The following is a 16,540-nucleotide window of genomic DNA, read 5'->3' as shown; positions in this document are numbered from 1 at the left end:
CTAATCTAAATTTTTAAAAACTTCGAGCGTCTTTTTATAGCCCGCAGTCATGATGTATTTCGCCTTTTGTGGATCAAGCGAAAATGAGTTAGTGAAGAAAAGCTTGTAGTGCGAGTGATCCGGATAGATGTCGATAAACTTAACATTGGGATTATAGTTAAGTTTTCTCTCTAAAATCGAAGTGATCTTCACTTTATCTTTTACGCTGAAATTTTGCGAAGACATGTAGTCATTAACAGTGTCGATAATATCTTTTGCTAAAACCTTCTGTCCGCGGGAAGAGACAATTTTCTTTTGGATCATTAGGTAAATGGCCTGCATACAGATGGCCGGAAGACCAAAATTAATTAAAGACCCGATTTCATCGTGATAGTGGTATGGAGTGTGGGTCCATGAGCTAATAATGTAATCGCACTTATTATCAACGGCCACGTGGTTAGAGAGAGTCTCTCTAATTTCACCGTCGATATAATAATCGACTTGAGCTGTGCGCGGGTTTTTAATCGGAAAAGGAGCATAAAAAGGCGGAACACTCATGCTGGCAGAAACCGCCTGAGTGATATCTACACCGGTGTAATATTCAGCTGTCGAATCATGGATTGGACTTGGGTAATTGTATTTGCTGAAAATAACTTTTCGCGAATGATCTAACTGAGTGGCAACGACAAACATGTCGGCGGCGTATTCTTCGAAATTTTGCGAAAGAATAACATGCTTTTGCATATACTGATTTAGACCTTCAGTTGAAAAAAGTCCTGAAATAGAAAGCAGTGGTTTTGACATTTGTTTTAAAAAGGCCGGGAATCCTTCAAGGGGATTATAGAAATCAAAGTTGAATGGATTGCGCGAAGGCATTTTTCTCGAAAGCATATCAGCATATGTAACCGGCTTTAACGAAGTCTGGGCATTCTTGCGGTTGATGGTTGCATCGATAACATCAATGGGCCTAAAACCTGAGGCAAAGTACAGGTTAATTAATGAGCCAGCACTTGAGCCAACATAAGTTGAAATCTCATAATCTGCATCAAGTGGAGACTTGTTGTGTTTGAGCACAAAACCAAGCTCTTCAAGGGCGAGGGCCACGCCCAGATGCCATGAAGCGGCCTTAACAACGCCACCGGAAAGAACCAGGGCGGTCTTTTTATTTTTGAATTGGCTGAGATCTACATCGTGGTACATGAGATAAGGATAACACTTCTTACATTTGTTTTGAGATTTTTTTCAAAGTAGTGGAGTGCCTTCATCGGGTTTAAAAATATTCTAACTGATCTGAATTTAAGATAGAATATGAGTACTCACCAATGGAATGGAGATGTCTAATGAATCAAGAAGGAATCTGGTTATCGATACTCGATTACGCCAACGTAAAAAAAGTTTCAATTTCAACAATCAGACGCTCAATCAAATCAGGGCACATTAAGTATAAAGAAGAAAACGGAAAGTACTTTATCTGGACTAGAGAGATCACCGTCCAGAAAGAAGAGTTGGCCTTAAAACTTGAAGTGGAGTTCCTTAAAAAGAGAAACCGCGAGCTGGAAGAGGAAATCAATGATCTTAAGATGCTTCTTTCGGTTTATGAGCATAATGCCCAGGCAGAAACACTGCCGCCACTGCCAGAGATAGAACTATGAAAAAACTCTTATTATTAGGGGCCTTGTTTCTTTCAGCAAACCTCATGGCCTCAGAGTCGATGAGAAACTGTATGCTTCTTCCGGTGACGGATGGGGCAGACAATAAGATTGGATTTAAGGTTTTTGAAGATGTTGAAAACTACATTAAAGACGGTTCGTGGTGTACGTATAAATCGAACTCAGAGCTTATCAACATTCTTGGGCAATACTCTAAAAATCTTGAAAGCCATTTAAACAATAAAGATGTTTTAAAAGTCATTGCTGATAAAACAAAAGCGGGAACACTTATTCGCATCGTTTTGGCAGTGGGAGCAAACACGGCTGATGTTAAGGTTGAAGTTATCGGCGAAAACGGTGAAGACCGCTATTTCAAAGAGCAAACTCAGCTTAAGACAACAGATTCAACAGTGATTTCTCAGACAGTAAAAAACTGGCTGGATATGTATGAGAAGACGATTCCTTACAGTGGACGAGTCAAAGGTGTTCTTGGTGATCAATTTACCATTGATATTGGAAGAAAATCGCAGATCTTTAACGGAAGCGAAATCGTAATTGAGAGACCTACTGCAAAGAGACAGCATCCATTGTTAAAAGAAATCATTGATTACCAAACTGAAAAAATTGCAGATGCAAAAGTTTTTGATGTTGGTGAAACTCAAGCGCAAGCAAGGGTGACAGCTTATGAAGGAAATAAAAAACTTCGCATTGAGGACTGGGTAAAGGTTCGCTCAGTTGAATCAAGAAAAGTGATTGAGCAAGTAAAGTTTGGTGAAAAAGAAGATAATGAATTTGGAAAGCTAGGTTCAATTGGAATTTATTTAACAGCGGGGAGTGGCTCGGTGACAAAGTCGGGTGCTTCAGAGAGTTCAATGGATGGAATGAGATTCGGAGGACACCTTGACCTAGAGCTTTGGGCGACTAGAAATTGGTGGGGTGGAATTGAATTTGGAAAAAAATTTGGCAGTTATAAAAAGGACCAAGGAACTTTCACTCAAGAGAGCAATTCCTCAGACAATACTGCAACACGTGTAAAGTTTGGATACAAATATTTACCAATGGGATTTTTTTACGGACCGCAAGTTGATCTTTATGGTGGATATGGAAGTTATATTTACGGCATGAATACCTCACTGGCCGATGGCTTCACGGAGTTTACTTTCTCTGGATTGTTATTGGGAGCACGCGGTAGTATTCCGGTCTATCAGGCAATGAGAATGTACCTTTTGATTGATTTCCTTTTAACATCTTCTTACAAAGAGAAAGCGAAAATTTATGGAACAGACGACTCGAGCTCAAACTACCGTTTAGAGATCGGTGGACAGTATGCTTATGAGACAAATATTTCACTTGTTGGGGCCGTTGAAGTTCTTTCAAATAAAGCGACTTTCACAAAGGGAAATACAAAAGAACTGCAATTCAAAGATACTTCTGCTAAAGTAGGAGCGATTTTTACTTTTTAACCTCGGAGGGGTTAAGTGAGTCGCATCCAAAAACTTGAATCCGAAATTATTAAACATAAGGCGCTCTATTACCAAGGGCGCCCTGAAATATCTGATTACGATTACGACAAACTCGAAGACGAATTAAAAAAGCTAGATCCAAAAAACCCAGTTCTCAATATTGTCGGCACAACGACATCGGCCAGCGATAAAATCAAACACGATAAAAAAATGCTTTCCCTTGAAAAGACTTACGTCATTGAAGACCTGGTGACGTGGATGGGGAAAGAAGAAATCCTGAGCACGATGAAGCTTGATGGAATCAGTTGTTCACTTATTTATCAAGACGGTGATCTTCACCTGGCCAAAACCAGAGGGGATGGAACTTTTGGTGAGAACATCACTAAAAAGGTTATGTGGATCAATAACGTTCCAAAATTTATCAACAATAAACACAAGATTGAAATTAGAGGCGAGCTTTTTTGTGATGAAGAAAGCTTCTTTAAACTTTCAAAAGAAATGACAGATATTGGGTTAGAAAAACCTACCAGCCAGAGAAACATTGTCGCTGGTTTAATGGGGCGTAAAGAAAACCTCGAGCTTTGTCGCTATATCAAGTTCATGGCCTTTGATTACATTAGCGATGAACCAATTAAAAAAGAAGAAAAGAAATTTGAGCATTTAAAAGAGCACGGCTTTCTTATTCCAGAAGTTGAAATCCATACATCAAAAGAATCTCTAGAAGATGTGATTGATCGTGCCCGTCATTTTATGTCAGAGGGAGATTACCAAATCGACGGCCTGGTATTTACTTATAACAGCCTGGCCTTGCATGAGGAGTTGGGAGAAACATCTCATCATCCTCGATATAAAATGGCCTTTAAGTTTCAAGGTGAATCAAAGACAACAACTCTTAAAGAAATCATTTGGTACGTTTCGAGAAATGGAATTTTAACTCCCGTTGGAGAAGTTGAGCCGGTGGAACTTTCTGGGGCGATGATCTCGAATGTGACTCTGCATAACTACGGAATGGTTGCGGCCAATAACTTAAAGTCTGGAGATGAAATTGAAATTATCCGCTCTGGAGAGGTTATTCCAAAATTTCTTTCAGTAGTGAAATCATCAAAAGAGAAATTTGTTGTTCCAGACCATTGCCCAAGTTGTGACTCAAAAGTTGAAATCGTCGATATCAGGATTTTTTGTCGCAACGATAATTGCCCCGGGAAAAACAAAGAGATCATTTTAAATTTTATCCAGAAGATTGGCATTGAAAACCTAAGTGGAAAAAGGCTTGAGGAATTAATCAATGCAAAGCTTGTAAAAACGATCCCTGATCTTTACCGCCTGGAAGCTTCTGACTTAATGAAGCTTGATAAGGTTAAAGATAAATTAAGCAACAAGCTTATTGAGTCGATTGAAAAAACGAAAACTGTAGACCTGATTACTTTCTTGTCGGCACTAGGTATCAGTGGTGGAGCCTATAACAAGTGCGAGAAAGTCGTGCGCGGCGGATTTGATAGCATCAAGAAGATTAAAAACTTAAGTCTTGAGCAGCTCATGAAAGTTGAATCATTTGCTGAGAAATCAGCGACGGAGTTTTTAACTTCAATTCGTGAAAAGTTTGATTTAATTGATGAACTTGTAGACCTGGGGTTTGAGTTCACAGTTGAAGAGACCCGCGAAACTGCAGTTACTGGAATGAAGATTTGTATTACTGGCGCCCTTTCAGAAAAGAGGCCAGTCGTAGAAGATAAAATCCGCGAAGGCGGAGGGATTGTGGTGTCTTCGGTTTCAAAGAACACAGATATTTTAGTAACGAATGAAACTGACCCAAGCTCAAGCAAGTATAAAAAAGCGCTGGAGCTTAAAATCAAGATCATTACGGAAGCAGAACTTTTAAAAATGTTAAAGTAGGATTGTTATGGCCAAAAAGACCTCAACGTTTATTTGTCAGAGTTGTTCATACCAAACTTCAAAGTGGATGGGGAAATGTCCAGAGTGTGGATCGTGGAACTCATTTACCGAAGAGACGACTGTTGCGGCCAAAGATCTAAATCGCGCTCATAAAAGAACGGCATTAGGAGGGGAAGCCCCAAAGCTGATTAATGAAATCGTTTTAGAAAAGCAGTTTAGAGTTGTGACGGGAATGGGAGAATTTGACCGCGTTGTGGGTGGCGGGGTTGTTCCAGGATCACTGATTCTTATCGGTGGTGAGCCAGGAATTGGAAAGTCGACACTGCTTACGGCGATTATGGGAAGACTTTCTCAATCACATGCAGGGCAGACTGTTCTCTATGTGAGTGGGGAAGAATCTGTTAACCAGGTGGCGGAAAGATCAAAGAGAGTTGGTGTTAATGCTGACAATTTCTATATTTATAACGAAACAAATTGGCAGAAGATTTTAGAGCAAATCAATAAACTCCAGCCGCGCTTTTTAGTTATCGACTCAATTCAGACGACGTCATCATCTGAAATTGATTCAGCACCGGGAACGGTGTCTCAGATTCGCGAAGTGACTTATGAACTTATGAATCACGTGAAGGCCAATGGGATCACGTGTTTTGTTATCGGTCACATCACGAAAGAAGGATCTATCGCCGGGCCAAAAATCCTTGAGCACATGGTCGATACTGTAATTTATTTTGAAGGGGATCAGTTTGGTCACTACAGAATTCTTCGCGCGATGAAAAACCGCTTCGGAAATACCAACGAGGTCGGGATTTTTGAAATGAAAGAAAGTGGGTTAGATGAAGTTAAAAATCCATCTCAATACTTCCTTGATGATCAATTGAAAGAATCTTTTGGGCGCTCGTTGACTTGTATCATTGAAGGATCGCGTTCTCTCTTTGTAGAGGTTCAAGCATTGGTTGTTGATAATAAGTTTGGTAACGGGCGCAGGACAACTCACGGAATTGATAACAACCGCCTTTCAATGATGGTGGCCGTTATTGAAAAATATTTCGGATTGCCACTGGGGTTTAACGATATTTACTTAAACGTTGTTGGGGGAATGAAGCTTACGACAAGAGAGTCGGATCTCTCGATCATTGCTTCTCTTTTAAGTTCATACCGTTCAAAACCAATTGACTCGAGCACGATTTTTGTCGGAGAGGTTGGGTTAACGGGGGAAGTTCGCTCGATTCCTCAGATGGAAATGAGAATCAAAGAAATGGCCCAGCTCAATTACAAACGAGTGGTCACTTCAGAAAAAACGGCAAGAGAGTTAAAAGGTAAATACGATATCGAGATTATTGGCCTTCGCCAGGCGCGAGACCTAGATCAGTTTATCGGGAAATAAATTATGAAAGATCGAAATCTCTTAATTGCGACCATGATTCTCCTTTTAATTGGGATTGTAGCTGTGATTGCGAGAGATTTTGCATCTATTCATTATTGTGTGGAATCAAAAGGGATTTGGGACCCGAAGAAAAAGGTGTGCGAGATGGCGGCACCTCCTGCGACCAAAGGGCCGCAGGAAGCAAAACCAGTTAAGTAAACATTTTGCTGATCGTTTTATTCCAAAGCTCTCTCTTGTCTTTGATATAACCTTCAAGATTTGAATCAATCGGAAACTCGCGGTCTTTTTTCCATGTCGTCGAGAGTTTTTCAAAGTCAGTTAAACCGGCACCAATCGCCGCGGCCATCGCTGCACCAAAAGCTGTTGTCTCGATAACTTTAGGTCTAACAATTGTCGTTTCTGAAATTGTCGCTTGAAGCTCCATCAAAAGCGTATTAGCGGCGGCTCCGCCGTCAACTTTAAGAGTCTTAATACTAAGACCAGTGTCTTTTTTCATCGCCATTAAAAGGTCATTAATCGCCATGGCGACACCTTCAAGGCATGCAAAAGCAATATGAGCGCGTCCAGAATCGCGAGTCAGTCCGGTGATTGCTCCTTTGGCCTCAGCATTCCAGTAAGGAGAGCCTATTCCGGCAAAAAATGGGAAGAACTGAATGTGCTTTAGCTCTTCAAAGTTATGGACTTCGCGAGCAAGAGGTTCCACTTCAGAACTTTTTTTAATGATCTTTAAATTATCGCGCAGCCATTGAACAGCCGCACCAGCGATGTAACTTGAACCTTCAAGAGCGTAGACGGCCTTACCTTTGTGGCGATACTCAACAGTCGTCAGAAGTCCTGACTTTGAGTAAATTAAGTCATCACCTGTATTTAAAAGAACAAAGGCACCAGTACCATAAGTGCATTTCATTTCGCCTTTATGAAAACCTGCTTGTCCAAAAAGAGCTGATTGCTGATCTCCTAAAATTCCAGTCACCGGAATGCCGTCTGGTAAAAACGAAAGGCCCTTAGTCACACCGAAATTTCCAAATGAGTCTTCAATAGAAGGAAGAAACTCTTTTTTCACTCCGAAGACATCGAGAAGCTCAGCGTCCCAGTCACAGGTCTTTAAATTCATCAACATCGTGCGAGAGGCGTTTGAAGCATCAGTCTTATGAGAAACGTGTCCGGTTAATTTAAAAAGAAGAAAAGTATCGATCGTTCCAAAAAGAAGAGTGCCATCTTTGGCAGCATTTGCCACAGCTGAATTATTTTTTAAAAGCCAATTCATTTTCGTTGCAGAAAAATAAGGATCGATAGGAAGGCCTGTTTTTTCTTTAATCTTCTCTGAAAGATTTTTTCCCTTCAGCTCCTGACAGAAATCGCTGGTGCGCCTGTCTTGCCAGACAATCGCGTTAGCGAGTGGAGTTCCTTTTTTATCGAAGGCACAAGTTGTTTCGCGTTGGTTGGTGATACCGATGGCCTTAATTTGATGGGCCTGAACATTATTGTTTTTTAAAACTTCTTTAGCAGTTGATTCAACTGTCGCCCAGATGTCATTGAGGTTGTGTTCAACCCAAGATGGTTTGGGATAGATTTGAGGGTATTCCTTACTTGCCTGACCGATAAGAGTAAAAGTTTCGGCATCAATCAGACAAGATCTCGTTCCTGTTGTTCCCTGGTCAATCGACAAGATGTAATTCATAGGCCCTCACTGAACTTATTTTAAAAGAATGTCACTTACGGAATTGTAACTGTACTTGCATTAGGTCTGGCAATAATTTTTAGCATGACTTCCCAACGGGAACCAATATAGAAGCTAAAGCCTCTCATGTAGGCAAAGGAGATGCTTATCAGTAGCATTAAAACGAAAATGAATTCCAAGAAAGTTTGACCTTTTTGGTTATTTAAACTCTTGGGTTTTAGTTTCAGTCTGGTTTTAAACATAGTATAATTTTAGAACGATTAGGGGCTCATGCAATGAAGAAATTTTTACCATTTATTATATTTATCGTGGTGTTTGGCGTTGTGCTTGCCGGACAAATAGGATTCAAGTTCTTCGCAAAAAATGAAGAAGTGATCAAGCAGTCGCAAGAATATCTGGAGTACGAGAATCTTTTCCTCCACGGAAATTATAAAACGCTGGCGGGCGAGGATCTGCCAATGACAAAAATCAATGCACCGGTGGTGATTTTAAATTTCTGGGCTTCGTGGTGTATTCCATGCCTGGAAGAGATGCCTTCGATGATGGCCCTAAAAAATAAATTCAAACCTGAACAAGTTCAAATTGTGGCCATCAATACAGATGAAGATGACCAAGTTGCCAACATTCATAAGATAATGAAGAAGATCAATATGAAAGATGAATTCATTATCGTTCCAGATAAAAACTCTAAGTTAGTCACAGACTTCAAAGTGTCAGCGATTCCAGTCACGATCATTTTCCATAGAGGAAAAGTGGTTCATTTTAGCAATGGGCCGATGGATTTTAATGCAGAAGAGATTGTGGAAAAAATGAAAGAGTGGACAGCGAATTAATTAGCGATTGCAATCGCTAAATTTAACGATTCTTTTCATGAAACCATTTCTGATTGCTGCTTGAGCTTCACATTCATTGATATAAGTTTTGTTGTCATCACCACATACAGGACCGCTGTCGCTACAGTTACAGCTACCTTGAGCAAACTTATTGGCCTCATCACCATAATAGCATTTGGCCTGGCATAGATTATCGTATGTGACGTTGTTGTATCCGCATACTGGTGAATAACTTGAGTTACAAGCGCATTGCCCACCAGTTAGAGAGTTTGAGCCAGTTGAAGCTCCTTGCATTTTATCAGACCCACACGATGCTAAAACGAGCAACGTAGTCAGACTAAATAAACGCAGGAATGTAACAAACCTTTTCATAGAAGGCTTATCGGACAATCCCATCAAAACTAAATCTTATTGGGCCTAAAAAGTGCTAAATAGCTAAATTCTTGCCCCAATTATAGGTAATTCGATCAATTGAGTCGGTATTAAAGACGCTGAATCGTGGTCTAAGCCCAGGGATTAAGGCCCCTTGGTTTTTCAGTCCAACGGCACAAGCGGCGTTGAAAGTGATAGCACACCATAGTTCCGCCATATTCATTTTATAAATCGGAGCGGCCAATGAGGCAATCATCACGAGGTTGTCGCAGTGACATGAACCTGGGTTGTAATCAGAAGCGATGGCAACTTTAACTCCGGCATCTAAAAAGGCGCGGCCATTGGCCTGGTTTTTCCCTAAGAAAAGTCCTGTGCCAGGAAGTAGTGTCGCTACGGTATTTGAATTCTTAAGCGCTTCAATCCCATCAGCTCCAGTTGCTAGAAGGTGGTCTGCTGAAAGCGCCTGGTATTTAGTTGCGAGGATGGCGCCTTTGTTATCGTTAAATTCGTCAGCGTGCATTTTAACTGGGATGTTCCATCTTTTTGCGCGCTCAAAAAGTGAGATGACATCTTCTTCAGAGAAATAATTTTGCTCGTGGAAGATATCAACGCAATCAAGGATTTGTTCTTCACCAAGTTTATCTAACAGAGGAAGAACTACATCTTTCATGTATTCATATGAGCTCGAGTAGTCTTTAGGAACTGCATGAGCGGCCATGAAAGTGTTAATGATTTGCACATCAGGACGCACGATATTTTTTAAATCGTGGATGATGCGGGAAATTTCATATTCTTTTTCAAAGTTTAACCCGTAACCAGATTTAACTTCGATTGTACCCACTCCGTAAGAGCGGATGTTTTTAATTCTTTGTTGAGCAAGTTTTAAAAGTTCACTGCGAGAAAGGGCATTTGTTCCTTTCATCGAGTTTAAAATTCCACCACCGGCCTTAGCGATCTCTTCATAAGTGGCGCCGTTAAGTCTCATGCTGTATTCGTGAGCGCGGTCTCCACCAAATACAACGTGTGTGTGTGAGTCGACAATTTCCGGCACACAGGTCTTTCCACTGGCATCGATAAAATCCATGTGTTGATAATCTTCTGGCAGCTGGCTATCGGGGCCAACCCAAATGATCTCATCGTGGTTGTAGACAATAGAAGCGTCCTTAATTAATCCAAGGTCAGAAGGAGAAAGTTTTCTCCCATCTTTTTTATAGGCATTTTCCAGAGTGGCAATTTCAGAGAAGTGGCGAAAAATTTTAACTGTCATAGATCTTGTTTAACTCACTATAGTGGTTGGAGAAAGCAGTATAGAACGAAAGCGGGCATTCCAGAAGAGGTAAAAGTTTAAAAGTAGACTACTTGATTGCTTTACTCAGGTTAAGTCTTCCTCCCTTAAAACCTAAGTGAAATGTGTTAGAATTTTTATGAGGTTTTTTGCTTATGAAAATTGCACTTTTGACTATGTTTCTCACGCTTTCGGCCACTGCTCTCGCACAAAATTGTGGAGAGATGCAAAATGGTGAGATTATCCGCGTTGATGAGGGCAATAAGAGTTTGGCGAACTTTCGCGTACAAGATCAAGATGGTCTGGGAAGTTGTTATGCCAATGCAGCCAGCCTTTTGCTTCAATCAGCTCTTCCTAATAATCCAGAGGTTTCTTATCTGCATTTAGCGACTTTGTATAAGACTGAGGGTTTAAAAAACCAAAGGTCAGAAGCAAAAAATACTGGAAATTTTAATATCTATGTCAAAGAAGAGAAAAACTCTCAGAAGGCCATTAATGGCAGCGGTGGCGCAATGGACTGGGACCTGGCCCTGGATGGAGGGAACACGTGTGGCGTGATCACTACTGTTAAAAATATGCAGGATAATGAAAAAAAGCCAATTCTTTGTACGCGCACCGACCTTAATCTTGAAAAGATTCTGACGTCTGGAGATATTGAACATAAGCAATTTAAAACTTTCCTTGAATCATCTCTCTACATGAATCAATTTCAAAAAATTTTTGGTGATATTAATGAGAAGCCAGGTCTTTTCAATAAAAAGAAAGTACAGGCGGCACAAGAAAAATACCAAAATTTTAAAACCAGCTTTCAGGATTTAATTCAAAAGAAGATTAAAAAAATTGAAGAGAAGGATTGCAATCGAATCAATGCAGATAATATTGACATGCTTTTAGGGCCACTCACTCAACAGGCCTTAAGCTACAAATTTTGCTTTAAGCCTGAGTTTTCATCAAGCAATGAATACTGGTGCAAGATTGTAAAGGGATTGGCGTACAATGCGAAAGTCAATCAAGATGGCTCTATCGAAGTTAGTGGAATAGACCCTAATTGGAAAAAGCGCCTAGAGGCTAAAATAGAGCAAAGAAAAGGTGGCTTCACAGTTGAGAGTTTAAGCGATGATATAACAGACAGTTTCATGGAAAACCTCAGTATGCCATCTTCAGAAAAGGTGATTGCAAGAAAATTCATGAAAGATAAAATTGTAGGTGCCTCAAGTATCTTGAGCAATAGCCTGAAAGACTTAAGTGATGAGTATAATGAAGTTGCAAATTCAGGCTTTTCAAAAGCATGTGTGAAAAGAAACACCTATGGCTATTTTCAAACTAAAGACTTCGAAGAAGATTGGCGAAGTAATGTCAGCCTGTGCTCTTATGCTGAGCTGATGAAGCAGGCTACCAACGTTATTGTTAAATACAAAGAATCTGGACTTGATGACCTCGAAACAGCAATGGATTTTTTAACAACAAATGCAGGGAACAACTACGACCAGGCCATGATGTCGCTTTATGCAAGCGACTGCAATGATAGCACAAAAATCCAAATCCCTCAGAATGTATCTTGCAGCACGATTCAAAGCAGCTGGAAGAATAAAGATGATATCGACAAGATGATCATAAAAAAATTAAAGAGCAATCAACCACTGACAGCATCTTTATGCGCGCAAATATTGAAGAAACCCAAAGCGCAGTTCAAAGATAATGAGTGTGGCCATCATGCTCTGGGAATCGTGGGAATCCAGTGCTCCGAAGGAAAATATAAGTATTTGATTCAGAATTCATGGGGGGCCAACAACCGCGCCACTGCAGAATCTGGAATTGAAAATGTAGATGGCAAGGGCGCTTATTGGTTTAATGAGCAAAACTTTTTCGACAGCGTCTATGGCGTTGATTACTTAAACTAAGAGTCATTATGAAACAGCTTCTTCTCTTATTTATAATTCACCCTCTTTGGGCCGCTGAACCGGTGGTGAGTGTTGATGTCTGGTCAAGTGGCAGCCTTTATTATTCGTTTGTTAAAGACAAAGAAACAGGGGCCCTGGTTTCAGAGAACTGTCTGGCACAAAGAGAGAAATGCGAGGCGATTAAGGCCGTTTTAAACAAAGATAAAGTGAAAGTCAGTGAAGCAGAAAGAAGTGGCGGAAAAAATCCGGGCGCAGTGGTTTGTAAAAAAGATTATGCAGGAGAAATCCTAATTCTTAAAAACAACGCTGGCGCTGAGAGTGCCTTTTGTAAATTCAAAGACAACACCCAGGCCAGCGCCTCAGATCTTTATTAAGAGTTAATTTTTAGTGACGGAAGCTTTAGCGAACTCTTTCTTGCTGTTTCGCGAGCGATTTCATAACCAGCGTCCGCGTGGCGAGCAACTCCCATTCCTGGGTCAGAGTTTAAAACGCGCTTAAGTCTCTCATCCATATCTTTTGAACCATCAGCACAGATTACCATCCCAGAGTGTTGAGAGTATCCAATACCAACACCACCACCGTGGTGGAATGAAGTCCATGAAGCTCCGTTCATTGTGTTGATCATAAGGTTTAGAAGAGACCAGTCAGAAACTGCATCTGTTCCATCCATCATGCCTTCAGTTTCTCTGTTAGGACTTGTTACTGAACCTGTATCTAAATGATCGCGACCAATAACGATTGGCGCTTTTACTTTTCCTTCGCGAACAAGTTGGTTGAACATTAGTCCTGCTTTCTCACGCTCACCGTAGTTTAACCAACAGATACGCGCCGGAAGACCTTGGAAAGCGACCATTTCTTGAGCTTTATCTAACCAGTTGTGAAGTTTTTTATTTTCAGGGAAAAGTTTTTTCATTGCTTCATCTGTTACACGGATATCTTCCGGGTCCCCTGATAGAGCTACCCATCTAAATGGCCCAGATCCTTTGCAGAAAAGTGGTCTGATATAAGCAGGAACGAATCCTGGGAAGTCGTAGGCGTTTGTTACGCCCACTTGTTTTGCACCTTCACGTAGGTTGTTTCCGTAGTCAAAAACGTGTGATCCTGCTTTTTGGAAAGCAAGCATCGCTTTTACGTGTTCACCCATTGTAAGTTTTGAAAGCTCAACGTATTTAGCAGGATTGCTTGTTCTTAAAGCAAGTGCTTCAGCGACAGTCATTTTATGAGGAACGTATCCGTTTAGTGGATCGTGAGCAGATGTTTGGTCTGTCACTAGATCTGGCCTGATTCCTTTATCGTAAACATATTTGAAGAAATCAGCAGCGTTTCCAACAACACCAATAGAGATGGCCTTTTTCTCTTTTACAGATTTTAAAGCAAGATCGATGGCTTCATCAAAAGACTTACAAAGTACATCTAGGTATCTTGTCTTTAATCTCTTCTCAATTCTCCACTCTTCAACGTCACAAGCTAAACACACACCGTTTGCCATTTTTACAGCAAGAGGTTGAGCTCCACCCATACCACCAATACCAGCAGTTAAAACAAGTTTTCCAGTTAAGTCTGAACCTTCACCGTAGTGCTTTTCAGCTGCGGCCATGAAAGTTTCATACGTTCCTTGAAGAATCCCTTGAGTTCCGATGTAGATCCACGATCCAGCAGTCATTTGACCGTACATCATTAGACCTTCGTCTTTAAGTTTGTTGAAGTGCTCCCACGTTGCCCAGTGAGGAACAAGGTTAGAGTTGGCAATGAGAACTCTTGGCCCGTGTTCGTGAGAAGGTAAAATCGCGACCGGTTTCCCAGATTGGATCATAAGTGTTTCATTGTTTTCTAAATTTTTTAGCGCGTGGATGATGTCTTGAAGTGCTTGATGATTTCTTGCTGCTTGTCCGTTTCCACCGTAAACAATGAGGTTTTCTCTGTCTTCAGCAACTTCAGGGTGAAGGTTGTTAAGAAGGCATCTTAGTGCCGCTTCCTGGTGCCATCCCTTAGTTGTAAGAGTTGATCCTGTTGGAGGTAATGGAATATTATGTGTACTCATTAGTTTAGCGCTCCAAGTTTTGATTCAGCAGCAGCAACGACTTCGCCACTGTTGATAACTTTAATAATATTGTTCATATCTTTGTAAAATATTCTGTCGTCTTCGATTGTCGGAACTGTCTTTCTGATTAGTGAGTAAACAGCTTCAAGTGCATCTGAAGTTCTTTCTGGTCTTTGAAGATCAAGTGCCTGAGTGTTACACAGAAGCTCGATTGCCAGAACAGACTTAGCGTTCTCAATAACTTCGTGTAGTTTTCTTCCCGCCGTTACCCCCATAGAAACGTGATCTTCTTTATCTGTTGAAGTTGGAACTGAATCCACACTAGCAGGATGACAAAGGTATTTATTTTCACTCACAAGCGCTGCCGCTGTTACGTGAGCAATCATAAGCCCTGAGTTTAATCCAGAGTTTCTTGTTAAGAACGCTGGAAGTTCAGAAAATGTAGGGTTCATCATTTTTTCAATTCTGCGCTCAGAGATGTTGCAGATTTCAGCCACACCCATTGCCAGGTAATCCATCACTAAAGCAAGAGCTTCACCGTGGAAGTTACCACCAGAAATAACTTCTGCGCTCTCAACGAAGATAAGCGGGTTATCTGTGACTGCGTTTAACTCAAGACCAATAACTTGTTCTGCGTGGATAAGAGTTTGTCTACAAGCTCCATGAACTTGAGGCACACAACGAAGTGAATAGGGATCTTGAACTTTGTGACAGTCTGGGTGAGAGTCTTTTAGTTTTGATCCAAGAACAAGTTTGTTTAAGTTTTCCATACAGGCAATTTGACCTGGATGTGGCTTAAGCATTGTGATTTTTGGGTTATAAGCTTTATCTGTTCCTTTGACTCCGTCCATTGTTAACGTCGCACAGATATCGGCTAGCTTCATAATTTGGCGAGCTTCAAAAACAGCTAATGCTCCAAGAGCGGCCATACAAGCTGTTCCGTTAATTAAAGCAAGACCATCTTTTGGTCCAAGAACAGCTGGATTTTTTCCAAGAGATTTAATGGCTACATCTGAGTTTACGATTTTACCCTGGAACTCGACTTCACCTTCGCCAATTAAAGCAAGAGCGATATGAGAAAGAGGAGCAAGGTCACCACTGGCCCCAACAGATCCTTTTTCAGGAACAACTGGAGTGATGTCGTTATTTAAAAAATCTAAAAGTAATTCAACTGTACTTGGCTCTACACCAGAGAAACCTGAAGTCAGGCAGTTTGCACGAAGAAGCATGATCGCTCTTGTGACTTCACGAGAAAAAGGCTTGCCCACACCTGTGCAGTGAGAGCGGATTAAATTTACTTGTAATGTCGCTAGGTCTTTTTCAGCGATGTGCATGCTTGAAAGAGCACCAAAACCCGTATTGATTCCGTAAACCGGAGCTCCCTTTTTTACGATGTCGAAAACAAAAGCGCGTGATGCTTTCATTTTATCCATAGCTTTTGCATCGATAGATAGTTTTACAGCGCCACCTTTGGCGTGAGCGACTTGATGGACTTGATCAATAGTTAAAGACTGGCCGTTTAGACTGATATTCATGTGTACTCTCAAGGGTTAAAAAAACGCCTTGATCCTACAATGAAAAAGCTCAAAATGTAATGGTGTTTTGCTTCAATTTAGGCAGCTATCACACTGTTTTCTTTAGGGTATTTTTTAATCAATTGAATGACGACCATATGGGCTTTTGTATTGTTGTAATGACTGCACCAGTATAGGAGTGAGCGCTTCTTGTGACAGAGGTAGAGCAGGCCCGGATTGCCCTCAATCGCCTCAGTTAATGACTGGAGGTGATTCATCTGGATAAATAAAATGATTTGCTCGAGCTCCTTGTTCTCGGGCTTCTTAAAGCTCAGGGTTTTTAAAATGTTTCTCAATTGCATATGTGGGGAGTTTAAGTGCTAAGGGAGCCTAAACCAAATGAGGACTTAAGTACCTGATTTCTTCACCGTCTCCCTCAGAGATAAACAAAAAAATCCCCTCAAAAAGAAGGCACAAGTAAAAAATTCAAGAGACCTACCAGGTTTTTATAGGCCTGCTATGATGGGGGCAACCATCAATAGGAG

General features: G+C 40.9%; 16 protein-coding genes. 8 read left to right on the top strand and 8 right to left on the bottom strand.

All coding sequences use genetic code 11. The features are described 5' to 3' along the window. Window positions 1–1,179, bottom strand: coding sequence for a patatin-like phospholipase family protein (locus C0V70_RS18830; protein ID WP_102245411.1), 1,179 nt, complete (start codon window positions 1,177–1,179; stop codon window positions 1–3). A gap of 140 nt (window positions 1,180–1,319) precedes the next feature. On the opposite strand from C0V70_RS18830, the gene C0V70_RS18825 reads away from it, so the two are divergent. Genes C0V70_RS18825 through C0V70_RS18805 form a run of 5 tightly spaced genes read left to right on the top strand, consistent with a single transcriptional unit; the run spans window position 1,320 to window position 6,566 of the window. Beyond that, entirely contained in the window at window positions 1,320–1,631 is a 312-nt protein-coding gene (locus C0V70_RS18825) for a coiled-coil domain-containing protein (RefSeq protein WP_102245410.1), read from the top strand. Next, the gene (locus tag C0V70_RS18820) at window positions 1,628–3,091 is read left to right on the top strand and encodes a hypothetical protein (RefSeq protein WP_102245409.1); all 1,464 of its coding nucleotides are present in this window, start codon (window positions 1,628–1,630) and stop codon (window positions 3,089–3,091) included. The genes C0V70_RS18825 and C0V70_RS18820 overlap by 4 nt, the downstream gene beginning before the upstream one ends. A gap of 15 nt (window positions 3,092–3,106) precedes the next feature. Then, entirely contained in the window at window positions 3,107–4,984 is a 1,878-nt protein-coding gene (gene ligA, locus C0V70_RS18815; protein WP_102245408.1) for an NAD-dependent DNA ligase LigA, read from the top strand. A gap of 7 nt (window positions 4,985–4,991) precedes the next feature. After that, a complete protein-coding gene (gene radA, locus C0V70_RS18810) occupies window positions 4,992–6,368 on the top strand; it encodes a DNA repair protein RadA (RefSeq protein ID WP_102245407.1) in 1,377 nt (458 codons plus the stop codon). Window positions 6,369–6,371: 3 nt separating this feature from the next. Further along, window positions 6,372–6,566 carry a hypothetical protein gene (locus C0V70_RS18805; protein WP_102245406.1) on the top strand — a complete coding sequence of 65 codons (195 nt, stop codon included), beginning with the start codon at window positions 6,372–6,374 and terminating at the stop codon, window positions 6,564–6,566. On the opposite strand, the gene glpK is transcribed toward C0V70_RS18805, so the two are convergent. Beyond that, window positions 6,559–8,049, bottom strand: a complete 1,491-nt coding sequence (gene glpK, locus C0V70_RS18800) for a glycerol kinase GlpK (protein WP_102245405.1) — start codon at window positions 8,047–8,049, stop codon at window positions 6,559–6,561. The two genes, C0V70_RS18805 and glpK, sit on opposite strands and share 8 nt — an antisense overlap. Window positions 8,050–8,084: 35 nt before the next feature. Next, on the bottom strand, window positions 8,085–8,291 hold the full coding sequence (locus tag C0V70_RS18795) for a hypothetical protein (protein ID WP_102245404.1): 207 nt from the start codon (window positions 8,289–8,291) through the stop codon (window positions 8,085–8,087). A gap of 33 nt (window positions 8,292–8,324) precedes the next feature. On the opposite strand from C0V70_RS18795, the gene C0V70_RS18790 reads away from it, so the two are divergent. Beyond that, window positions 8,325–8,882: a TlpA family protein disulfide reductase gene (locus tag C0V70_RS18790; protein WP_102245403.1), complete on the top strand. Its 558-nt coding sequence runs from the start codon at window positions 8,325–8,327 to the stop codon at window positions 8,880–8,882. On the opposite strand, the gene C0V70_RS18785 is transcribed toward C0V70_RS18790, so the two are convergent. Both C0V70_RS18785 and hutI read right to left on the bottom strand, forming a co-directional pair. Continuing rightward, entirely contained in the window at window positions 8,883–9,254 is a 372-nt protein-coding gene (locus C0V70_RS18785; RefSeq protein WP_158649757.1) for a Kazal-type serine protease inhibitor family protein, read from the bottom strand. It lies immediately after the preceding gene. 55 nt (window positions 9,255–9,309) lie between these two features. After that, window positions 9,310–10,521: an imidazolonepropionase gene (gene hutI, locus C0V70_RS18780; protein WP_102245401.1), complete on the bottom strand. Its 1,212-nt coding sequence runs from the start codon at window positions 10,519–10,521 to the stop codon at window positions 9,310–9,312. A 173-nt stretch (window positions 10,522–10,694) separates the two neighbouring features. On the opposite strand from hutI, the gene C0V70_RS18775 reads away from it, so the two are divergent. Continuing rightward, window positions 10,695–12,440 (top strand): hypothetical protein, encoded by a 1,746-nt coding sequence (locus C0V70_RS18775; RefSeq protein WP_102245400.1) that lies wholly within the window; start codon window positions 10,695–10,697, stop codon window positions 12,438–12,440. 8 nt (window positions 12,441–12,448) lie between these two features. Further along, window positions 12,449–12,814 carry a hypothetical protein gene (locus tag C0V70_RS18770; protein WP_102245399.1) on the top strand — a complete coding sequence of 122 codons (366 nt, stop codon included), beginning with the start codon at window positions 12,449–12,451 and terminating at the stop codon, window positions 12,812–12,814. On the opposite strand, the gene hutU is transcribed toward C0V70_RS18770, so the two are convergent. The 3 genes from hutU to C0V70_RS18755 all read right to left on the bottom strand — a co-directional run bounded on the left by hutU (window position 12,811) and on the right by C0V70_RS18755 (window position 16,357). Continuing rightward, window positions 12,811–14,481, bottom strand: a complete 1,671-nt coding sequence (gene hutU / locus C0V70_RS18765; RefSeq protein ID WP_102245398.1) for a urocanate hydratase — start codon at window positions 14,479–14,481, stop codon at window positions 12,811–12,813. The two genes, C0V70_RS18770 and hutU, sit on opposite strands and share 4 nt — an antisense overlap. Then, a complete protein-coding gene (gene hutH, locus C0V70_RS18760) occupies window positions 14,481–16,016 on the bottom strand; it encodes a histidine ammonia-lyase (RefSeq protein ID WP_102245397.1) in 1,536 nt (511 codons plus the stop codon). The genes hutU and hutH overlap by 1 nt, the downstream gene beginning before the upstream one ends. A gap of 77 nt (window positions 16,017–16,093) precedes the next feature. After that, window positions 16,094–16,357, bottom strand: coding sequence for a hypothetical protein (locus tag C0V70_RS18755; RefSeq protein WP_102245396.1), 264 nt, complete (start codon window positions 16,355–16,357; stop codon window positions 16,094–16,096). Between the last annotated feature and the right edge of the window lie 183 nt (window positions 16,358–16,540).

It is taken from the genome of Bacteriovorax stolpii, assembly GCF_002872415.1.
GTDB classification, from domain to species: Bacteria; Bdellovibrionota; Bacteriovoracia; order Bacteriovoracales; family Bacteriovoracaceae; genus Bacteriovorax; species Bacteriovorax stolpii.
The sequence above is the reverse complement of the archived record's forward strand: the minus strand, read 5'-3'. Positions and strand labels throughout refer to the sequence as shown.

Bases quoted from the DNA above. Each gene is read 5' to 3' on its own strand.
- C0V70_RS18830 (WP_102245411.1), bottom strand. From the start codon at position 1,179: ATGTACCACGATGTAGATCTCAGCCAATTCAAAAATAAAAAGACCGCC.
- C0V70_RS18825 (WP_102245410.1), top strand. From the start codon at position 1,320: ATGAATCAAGAAGGAATCTGGTTATCGATACTCGATTACGCCAACGTA.
- C0V70_RS18820 (WP_102245409.1), top strand. From the start codon at position 1,628: ATGAAAAAACTCTTATTATTAGGGGCCTTGTTTCTTTCAGCAAACCTC.
- radA (WP_102245407.1), top strand. From the start codon at position 4,992: ATGGCCAAAAAGACCTCAACGTTTATTTGTCAGAGTTGTTCATACCAA.
- C0V70_RS18805 (WP_102245406.1), top strand. From the start codon at position 6,372: ATGAAAGATCGAAATCTCTTAATTGCGACCATGATTCTCCTTTTAATT.
- glpK (WP_102245405.1), bottom strand. From the start codon at position 8,049: ATGAATTACATCTTGTCGATTGACCAGGGAACAACAGGAACGAGATCT.
- C0V70_RS18795 (WP_102245404.1), bottom strand. From the start codon at position 8,291: ATGTTTAAAACCAGACTGAAACTAAAACCCAAGAGTTTAAATAACCAA.
- C0V70_RS18790 (WP_102245403.1), top strand. From the start codon at position 8,325: ATGAAGAAATTTTTACCATTTATTATATTTATCGTGGTGTTTGGCGTT.
- C0V70_RS18785 (WP_158649757.1), bottom strand. From the start codon at position 9,254: ATGAAAAGGTTTGTTACATTCCTGCGTTTATTTAGTCTGACTACGTTG.
- hutI (WP_102245401.1), bottom strand. From the start codon at position 10,521: ATGACAGTTAAAATTTTTCGCCACTTCTCTGAAATTGCCACTCTGGAA.
- C0V70_RS18775 (WP_102245400.1), top strand. From the start codon at position 10,695: ATGAAAATTGCACTTTTGACTATGTTTCTCACGCTTTCGGCCACTGCT.
- C0V70_RS18770 (WP_102245399.1), top strand. From the start codon at position 12,449: ATGAAACAGCTTCTTCTCTTATTTATAATTCACCCTCTTTGGGCCGCT.
- hutU (WP_102245398.1), bottom strand. From the start codon at position 14,481: ATGAGTACACATAATATTCCATTACCTCCAACAGGATCAACTCTTACA.
- hutH (WP_102245397.1), bottom strand. From the start codon at position 16,016: ATGAATATCAGTCTAAACGGCCAGTCTTTAACTATTGATCAAGTCCAT.
- C0V70_RS18755 (WP_102245396.1), bottom strand. From the start codon at position 16,357: ATGCAATTGAGAAACATTTTAAAAACCCTGAGCTTTAAGAAGCCCGAG.